This is a genomic window from Gallibacterium genomosp. 2 (assembly GCF_000771895.1).
Taxonomy (GTDB): Bacteria; Pseudomonadota; Gammaproteobacteria; order Enterobacterales; family Pasteurellaceae; genus Gallibacterium.
Genome location: NZ_JPXY01000075.1, coordinates 1 through 8,695, shown reverse-complemented (window position 1 = coordinate 8,695; position 8,695 = coordinate 1). Strand labels below are relative to the sequence as shown.

At 28.2% G+C, this 8,695-nt stretch carries 8 protein-coding genes; 5 read left to right on the top strand and 3 right to left on the bottom strand.

Annotated features, from left to right (window positions below):
* The first annotated feature begins 465 nt into the window (after positions 1-465).
* The 5 genes from P375_RS11835 (at position 466) to P375_RS11820 (ending at position 4,791) form a co-directional block, all read left to right on the top strand.
* A complete protein-coding gene (locus P375_RS11835; protein ID WP_245176470.1) occupies positions 466-1,896 on the top strand; it encodes an AAA family ATPase in 1,431 nt (476 codons plus the stop codon).
* 11 nt (positions 1,897-1,907) lie between these two features.
* Positions 1,908-2,813 carry a hypothetical protein gene (locus P375_RS11830; RefSeq protein ID WP_039137289.1) on the top strand — a complete coding sequence of 302 codons (906 nt, stop codon included), beginning with the start codon at positions 1,908-1,910 and terminating at the stop codon, positions 2,811-2,813.
* Positions 2,814-3,219: 406 nt separating this feature from the next.
* On the top strand, positions 3,220-3,420 hold the full coding sequence (locus P375_RS12860; RefSeq protein ID WP_052121849.1) for a hypothetical protein: 201 nt from the start codon (positions 3,220-3,222) through the stop codon (positions 3,418-3,420).
* Between the two features lie 67 nt (positions 3,421-3,487).
* Positions 3,488-4,321 (top strand): AAA family ATPase, encoded by an 834-nt coding sequence (locus tag P375_RS11825; protein ID WP_052121848.1) that lies wholly within the window; start codon positions 3,488-3,490, stop codon positions 4,319-4,321.
* A gap of 8 nt (positions 4,322-4,329) precedes the next feature.
* On the top strand, positions 4,330-4,791 hold the full coding sequence (locus P375_RS11820) for a type II toxin-antitoxin system VapC family toxin (RefSeq protein WP_039137287.1): 462 nt from the start codon (positions 4,330-4,332) through the stop codon (positions 4,789-4,791).
* Between the two features lie 170 nt (positions 4,792-4,961).
* On the opposite strand, the gene P375_RS12045 is transcribed toward P375_RS11820, so the two are convergent.
* The 3 genes from P375_RS12045 to leuD are packed head-to-tail and all read right to left on the bottom strand — an operon-like array spanning position 4,962 to position 8,653.
* A complete protein-coding gene (locus tag P375_RS12045) occupies positions 4,962-6,146 on the bottom strand; it encodes an aminotransferase class I/II-fold pyridoxal phosphate-dependent enzyme (protein ID WP_052121847.1) in 1,185 nt (394 codons plus the stop codon).
* A gap of 12 nt (positions 6,147-6,158) precedes the next feature.
* Positions 6,159-8,072, bottom strand: a complete 1,914-nt coding sequence (locus P375_RS11810) for an FAD/NAD(P)-binding protein (RefSeq protein WP_039137285.1) — start codon at positions 8,070-8,072, stop codon at positions 6,159-6,161.
* The gene (gene leuD, locus P375_RS11805) at positions 8,072-8,653 is read right to left on the bottom strand and encodes a 3-isopropylmalate dehydratase small subunit (RefSeq protein WP_156962347.1); all 582 of its coding nucleotides are present in this window, start codon (positions 8,651-8,653) and stop codon (positions 8,072-8,074) included. The genes P375_RS11810 and leuD overlap by 1 nt, the downstream gene beginning before the upstream one ends.
* Positions 8,654-8,695: the final 42 nt, after the last annotated feature.

Genomic DNA, 8,695 nt, shown 5'->3' with positions numbered 1-8,695 from the left:
TTTCGGGGTCAGATCAAATTGTTTAAAAGTGGTTTAAAGTTCAGTAATACTTCATTTAAACCACTAACCTCTATTTTATTAACCATAAATTAATCGGTATATATGGGCCTAAATTACTTGGCTATCCAAAAGATTATCCCTATATCATATTTCAAAACTTTCCAGACTTGTACCATTATCAAGCTGAATTTGAATTGCTTTTGTGCTCTACCCTGCTCATGTTTTTTGAACTACTACATTAGAAATTTTTAAGAAATTTATAATATATTGTGTTATGACCATCTTATTTATGTTAGGATGATAAAAATCAAATTATAATACATCTTATCCCTAGGGTATAAGGTATAGAGAGTACTTTTACACATGAAATTTAAAATCTTAGAAAGATATACACCGCCCTCATTGAATCTGGAGAATTTAGTACTTCTAACAAAAGATCATTGGAATGATTATGGGTTTCAAACAATGTTCTCAGTAGATATTTTTGATAATGATGGCCTCAAATATTCTATTGGAAATATTAAAATAGGCTTCAAGGATCAAGATATCAGTACGCCAACTTATAAAAAAATTCAAAAATTATTCAATAATAATATCTTTGATTCATTGCCTTCTAGCTTCTTTTCAATAGGGCAAGATGTTGATTTTTATATAAATCTTTTCAAATTACCTAATGAGATTAAGGAAAATTTCTTAAAGAGTTTAAATGATATTATCTACAATACTCAACTTTTTAATGTCGTTCAAAATGAACATGTTTTTAATACTTCATTGATGAGAGGAATTACAGAAACAATAATAGAACAATTCAAACGAGTTTTAGATGGGAAATCTCCTTTAAGCGATTTTAAATTCTATTTTATTAAAAAAGAACAAGACGATATTGGATCAATAAAATTACAATTCAATGTATACGCTAATTCAACACCAAGCACGAACATACATGCAATTATTGGTAAAAATGGTGTTGGAAAAACGACTTTATTAAATAGAATGATTCTGTCATTTATAAATAAATCTGATAATAATGAGGGATTTTATCAAGATTCTCTGGTACTAAATCAATACAAGAAGATCAAAGATGACTATTTTAGTCATCTTATAGCTGTTTCATTTAGTATATTTGATCCATTTATTCCTAATAAAAAAGAGTTTAAAAATTATTCTTATATAGGGTTAAAAGAATCTGAATCAAAATTAAAAGAACCAAAAACATATTTTCAGAATGACTTTTTAGTGGCATTTTATGAGTGTATGTCTTTCTCTGCTAAAAAATCTCGCTGGTTACATGCTATAAAAAATTTAGAATCTGATTATAATTTTTGTGAAAGAAAACTAAGTTCTTTAATCGATAGAGAGGAAAATGAACATGATGATGAATATGAAAAACGGATATTAGAATCTATCCATAACTTAAGTTCAGGCCATGCTTCTGTTTTACTTATCATTACTCAATTAGTCGCAAAAGTTAAAGAAAAAACTCTCGTTTTAATTGATGAACCAGAAACCCACCTTCATCCTCCTCTATTATCTGCTTTTATACGTACATTATCTGACTTATTAGATAATAGAAATGGAGTAGCTATTATTGCCACACATTCACCAGTAGTGTTACAAGAAATACCTAAATCTTGCGTTTTAAAAATAGAGAGAACTGGCAAAATAATAGAAGCTTTTAGACTAAATATTGAAACCTTTGGTGAAAATGTTGGTGTTTTGACTAGAGAAGTATTTGGTTTGGAAGTCCTTAATTCTGGATTCTATAATCTATTAACTAAAAAAGTAGAAACGGGAAAAAAATATAATGAAATCATAGATGAATTTAACGAACAACTAGGTACAGAAGCTAGAATACTATTAAAAATGTTAGTTAGACATCGAGATACTAAAGATTAGAGATTTTTATCATGATTAAAATTGATTTACCTAGCAACTGTCAAAATTACGCTGATGTTATAGATTCATGTTGTAATATCATGAGAGATGATAATACTCTTAAAAGTAAAATAAAAGAGAATAAAAACGATCTATTAAGAGTTTCTGAATATTATAAACACACTGCAAAGACTAATCATTTGTTTTTTCATCAATATTATAAGTGTGAAGAAAATTGTCATATTATTATAACCAATAAGAATATAAATACCGTATTAACTAAGCATGATATGATAAAATTATATGATGAATATTTTGTAAAAAAACGTAATGATAACAATAATCATTATTATGATACAATTATTAACAATGCAAAGGATCCAACAATATACTGTCCTTTTTGTTGTGGAATAGGCACACCTACCGAAATAGATCATTTTTTACCAAAATCCCAATGTTGTTACTATTCCATTTTCCCATATAATCTTATACCTATATGCAAAGACTGTAATCAAATTTACAAAAAAGATTTTTTTCCAGAATATGAAAAACAATTAATTCATCCATATCTTGATGATAACTGTTTCTTCAATGATCAATGGTTATATGCTGAATATATCAATATCCCAAATGATATTGGAACTATCAAATATTTTGTTAAACCTCCGAATCATTGGTCTATAGACAAAAAAAATAAAGTAGAATTTCATTTCAATAGATTTAATTTAGCTGAACGATTTTTTAAAAAATCTTGTAGCCCATTGTCTCATGAATTAAACTCAATGAAAGCTTATAAAAAAAGCGGGATATCTATGAATGATTTTGAACAATGTAGTATAGACTCCTACCTCAGTGAGGAATCTAGAATAAATCATTGGAAAAGAGCTTTATATCAAGCAATTAAAAATAGTATTTCTACTATTTGGCAAAATATATAAAACTATTATTGACAATATCATCTGCACCATCTCTTAATGGGTTTTCACTTCATCTATACTCTCTTTCTGTACGCTTTCATTCACTGTTGCGGTATACAAAAAAATGTAGTTGGTATATTACATTGTTTCATAGTGACTATGATATTACTACCTATTGCAGTCGCGATACTATCACTTTTTTTGAAGATTGCCCATTGCACCTAACCCTGCCCAAAATGCATTGCCTATAACTTCACAAAGTCAACATTTTACATACCTAGCAATAGTTTACTTGATGAGTTACTTAATATTGAATAAAAATTTAATAAGTCATAGAAATTTAGGGCAAAATGGCTATAATTTTATTATATATAAATATATAGGACTCACTTGATTGTTTTTACAATCTATTTGAGAGGAGGTAAATATGAATATAGAACAAGATAAGATACCCTCAAAATACGAATTTTGGAATGTTAAGGGAATTGATAGAGTATTAATAAATCTCGATCCTAACGACAAAATGAATGTATTTATTGGAAATAATGGAGTCGGTAAAACAAAAACACTAGAGAGTCTATATCAAGCGTTGTTATTTTCTAGTAATAAGTATATTGAATTCAGATAGGTTCTTAACTAATACATTAGTATTTGAAAAAGCAAAAATTAATAATAATGACTTTTTTATCGATAAAATGAATCTTATCAGTCATGTTGCGAAAACGACCCCCTATCCTATTATTTATATTCCTGCCCAAAAAAGAGGATATTTTAAAAATAACAATACCGATCGCATCAAAGTTTTGGGGGAATTTAAGGAACGTCAACAAGCGTATTTTGAGGCTATCTATCGAGATATCAATAATAATGAATATAATGATTCTATTGAAACATGGTTTATTCAGAGGGCTCAATCAGCTAATCGTTATCAAAATAGTGAAGATAATCGAGAAATCGAATTACTGTCAGTACTACATATCCTAAATAGAATTGATGAAAGAATTAGTAATGATCCCTCTTCATTGAGTCTTATAGGTGGGAAATTTATATCTTTAATGATAGAAGGAAAATGGCGCAAATTAAGTGAGTTAAGTAGTGGATTTACTTCATTAGTTAAAATAGTTCAATCGATTGTGTCTGGTTACGCTTTTTTTACAAATTCTACAAATTTGGAAAATGAAAAAGAAGTTGTATTAATTGATGAAATAGAGAGCCATTTACATATCAGCTGGCAAACCAGAATATTACCAGTATTAAATGATGCCTGTCCTAATACTATTTTTATTGTTGCAACCCATTCATCATTAGTATTATCTCAATTATATGATGGAAAAGCTTATAAACTAGTTAATGAGAATGGTATTGTTAAAAACAAAGAAATACCAAATCCAAGTAATGCAGCTTTTGTTGATCTACTTTCTACTGCGTTTAATGTTGATCTAAATGAGATTAAATTAACAAACATTCAACCTAAACGTTCAGTTAATCAGAAAAGTAAATTGCTTGATATTTTAGGACTATCTAAATAGGTAGTAGTATGCAACAAAATATTTTATTAGATACAAATAAAATAATTAGTATCTTGAAGGGTAATAATCAAGATAGTAGTTGGTTTATAGAAAAATTGAATGAAGGACAAACACTATTTTTCACCACACCATTAATTAGACATGAAGTATTACGTTTTTACGATTATAGTGAATCAAATGCTATTGAGTATAAAAAAGCGGAGCAGTTTTTATCTGCATTAGAAATTATTAATATTGACAAGAATATTACTGATATTGCTACAGATATTTTTAGATATGAAAGAACAAGTTATTCTGAACGGTATCAAAAACAACCCGATGGTACAGAAAAGCGCTTAGATAAATATAACTTTGATACAATGTATGTGGCTAGTGCTATGTGTTTTAATTTAGAAATGACTTCAAATGATGTTGATATTTGTAAAATAAAGAATTTATATTATGAAACGGTTAGGAAGAAAAACTCTTAATCTTGGTTAAAAAGTGGTTTAAAGCCTTGTACTATATGCTTTTAAACCACTTTTTACCAATTTTTTTCCTATATGCCTCTTTAATATTTAAGCCTGCTTTTAGCAACAAATTTGTCTATCACACCTCTTTTTCCGGCTATTATCTTGATTTAAATAGTCTAATTTTATAATCAATTAAAATTTCTATGTCTTATACAATCAGATATGGCATACACTAATCGATCAATATCTTTCAATTGTAATGATGCTATACTAGCTCTGCCATTGTAAAGGATATATATCCCATGTTTTTCAGCTAATAATTCAATTTCATCTTTGTATAAATTAAAATTTATAAACATTCCAGAATTGTTTTTTATTTTCAAAACATACTCTATGTTTAATTCTTTTAATTTATTAATCAACTCTCTTCTTCTAAGTTTTAATGTATTTGATAAATTTATTAACTCCTCATTCCATTTATTAAATAAATCTTTATTATTAAATACCTTAGCAACACATTGTGCTATTAGACTTGGGGGCATAGAATAGGTTGTTCGAATCACTGACTTAATATTATTTTCAAATATAGATAACCTATTTTTATTTTTAGAAAACAATATAAGAGCCCCCAACCTCTCATTATATAATCCCATATTTTTTGATAAAGAAATAACAACATAGAATTGATCTAAATACTTACTTAAAACTGATAGAATATATAAATCCTCTTTCAATCCATTATTGATACCCCAATACGCAAGATCAACAACAATATAAAATTTCTTTTTGATAGATAATTTAGCTATATTCTTCAAACTACTCTCATCAAGATCAACTCCACAAGGATTGTGACAACATCCATGAAGAACTAAAATATCTGATTCTGAAATATCTTCTAAATCCGATAATATATTTTCAGATTCAATTTGCCCTATATTATTTATAATATAATTATAAGTTTTTGAACACATGCCAACATTATTAGCTATTTTACCATGATTGTCCCACCCCGGCTCACTATACCAAACTGTTTGTAAATTAGATTGGTATAGCGTTTTAAAACACAACCATAATCCTCCTGAACCACCTAAAGACTGTATTGCTGACATATAATGATCTGAATCTAACATATATCTTCTTAATAGCGATACAATATTATTTCTAAAAGAAATATCACCCAATACTGATAGTTTAATTTCTGATTTATCAAAAGTAGGAGTAAGTAAATTATTTATTACACTAAATCCTGTATCTTGATTCTCTTCACTTCTATAATAACCAAGGCATAAATTTAAAATATCTTTTCTAGGATCCTTAGAAATTTTCTTTGTTATTTCTACAATAGAATCCATATTTTTAATATCTTTATCCATAGTTCTTCTATCCTATATTGTCATAGATGCTCTCGCTATAGCATCTGCATCAATCATAAAATCAATCCAAAATGCTGGTCTACTACTTCCTGATTGCATAAACCATCTCGTGTGTTCAGTTGGAATTCCTAATACAAAAATATTAGAGAGTATATTGCCATCTTTATCTATAGGATTATATGGGGATTTTGTAACATTAACTCCACCAGTCTCAAAAACATCTAAATCTTCTCCTTTATTTATAAATGGGACAAAAATACCTCTTCTTACTAAAGATTTAATTAATGGGTTTAAATCATTTTTCAAATCCATAATGGGAATTCTTGCATCTATCAATACAGAAACTTCTTTATGATAAGTTGTAAGAGAATTAGAAGTAATACTGTAACCTGTTTCTTTTGGAAGAACATTCATCCCTGGAGGAACTATTGATACAATACCAGCTTTTATTAATGCTTCTAATTGTTCTAATCGAAATAATGGTGGGCCCGATGATAATAAAGACATAATAGGAACATATTTCTCTATAAAATGACAATGTGACTCAGGAGTTAGTCCTCCAAAATCAACTACAGTACGTATACTATCTCTAATATTTCGTAAAACATCTAACGCTCCTTTTAGTGGTGATGAAATATTTCCTTTTTTCGCTTCCATAATGTCTTCAAATAAAATTGATCTCAATGAAGATTCCCACTCTTCTTCATTTTGAAAAATTTTCCCTAAAAATGGATGAGCCAACTTTTCTAAACTTAACGGCTTTAAGTTAACATTTAATAAATTATTTGCAATTTTTACTAATTCATTAGATGAACTAATTTCATTTTTCATAACAGACAATGAAAATGTTTCAGCTTTATCTTCTCCATATATATTTTTAATTTTCTGATATAACCAAGTATAATTAACTTCAGCTTCAATGAGTGGCCATACATCTTTATCAAAATTAACATTATTATTTTTTAATTTACGTAATACCGCCATTTTTTGAGAAGTAACAATTATTCCTTTATGTTTATAATTGCTATCTTTTTCATTTCTTCCTCTTGCTAAAATAGGAATTCCATTCCTTGATCCACAATACAGTTTAGGTTCTAAACCTGAAGGCTTATACACTAAAGAACCATTCTCTTTATAGAATTGTCCACCCCTTCCCTCAGTCAATGCGGCAATAACATCGAAAAAAGATAGCCCAAGTCCAATAACACCTACTTTATGATTTCTATCAATTATAGATAGATCCATTTCATGAATTGAGTTGCCTCTAAAAAATTTTAAGAAATTATTTTTCTTAGCTACATCCTCTAATACTTGGAAATATCTAGAATAACTATTTATCGAATGTCCTGTAGTAATAATCAACCCGTCTGTTTTCCAAATATCTTCTTTTTCCGTCACTACTGTATATTTATCATTATATATAGAGATTACATCTACGACTTTATCTAATTTTGATATTACTTCTATTCTTTGGGATAGGCTTTTAATAATTAATTCCCATACAAAATTTAAATACTCTCCATAATACTTTCTTGGTGCATAACCACCATAATAATCATAATCATAATCATAATCATAATCATAATCATAATCATAATCATAATCATAATCATAATCATAATCATAATCATAATCATAATCATCATAATGGTATTTCCACCAACTCGCAAAAGAAGGTCCCGCACCTGGTTTTGCTGAAAAAAATGACCCTTCCCCAGAAAAAGCTGATATTTCACTAGCGATAGTATTCATAAGTAGTACTTTATTTTGATTACTATTCCAAATTCGTCCTTGCCCTAATTTAACTGCATCTACAATTACAATCTTAGAAATAGAAGTTTTAATATTTTTCTCTAAAAGAACTGCTATTCTTTCTAGTACTGATATCCCTCTTGGACCTGTACCAATTATCGTAAGTGTTTTCATTATTTACCTCTTTTCAATTCAAATTTCTTTATCACATCAATAAATTTTAAAGTTTCATTAATATCATCTTTATTCTGTAAATAATTACTTCTTACAAAATCACTAATTATTAAAGGAAATATTTCATTTTTCACCTCAACAACATTTCTATTTAAATTAATTAATATTTCTGCATAATGATCTTCAAATAAATAATTTAATATTCGTTCTACATAGACTTCATCTAATATCACAGGTAGTAAATCATTTAATGAAGCATTTTTATAAAAAATATCTCCAAAGCTAGGGGCTATAACAGCTTTAAATCCCCAATCCTTTAATCCCCAAACTGCAAATTCTCTAGAAGATCCCGTAGCAAACTCTCTTCCGGTAACCAAAATTGTTGCTCTTTGATAATAAGGATTATTCATTATAAAATTAGGATCTTCTCTCCAATCTCCAAATACTGAATCTTCATGTCCTCTTTTAGTTGGCTTATAGCAGAACCTTGCCGGCATAATCTGATCTGTATCAATATTATTTTTTTTAAGGGGCATACCCCTACCTCTAAAATATAATCTATAGGCGTGGGCAAGTACCACCGCTGAATTGGCTGGACGTTATAGCGTGGCGGAGGAAGTGAA

Bases quoted from the DNA above. Each gene is read 5' to 3' on its own strand.
- P375_RS12860 (WP_052121849.1), top strand. From the start codon at position 3,220: ATGAATATAGAACAAGATAAGATACCCTCAAAATACGAATTTTGGAAT.
- P375_RS12045 (WP_052121847.1), bottom strand. From the start codon at position 6,146: ATGGATAAAGATATTAAAAATATGGATTCTATTGTAGAAATAACAAAG.
- P375_RS11810 (WP_039137285.1), bottom strand. From the start codon at position 8,072: ATGAAAACACTTACGATAATTGGTACAGGTCCAAGAGGGATATCAGTA.
- P375_RS11835 (WP_245176470.1), top strand. From the start codon at position 466: ATGTTCTCAGTAGATATTTTTGATAATGATGGCCTCAAATATTCTATT.
- P375_RS11820 (WP_039137287.1), top strand. From the start codon at position 4,330: ATGCAACAAAATATTTTATTAGATACAAATAAAATAATTAGTATCTTG.
- P375_RS11830 (WP_039137289.1), top strand. From the start codon at position 1,908: ATGATTAAAATTGATTTACCTAGCAACTGTCAAAATTACGCTGATGTT.
- P375_RS11825 (WP_052121848.1), top strand. From the start codon at position 3,488: ATGAATCTTATCAGTCATGTTGCGAAAACGACCCCCTATCCTATTATT.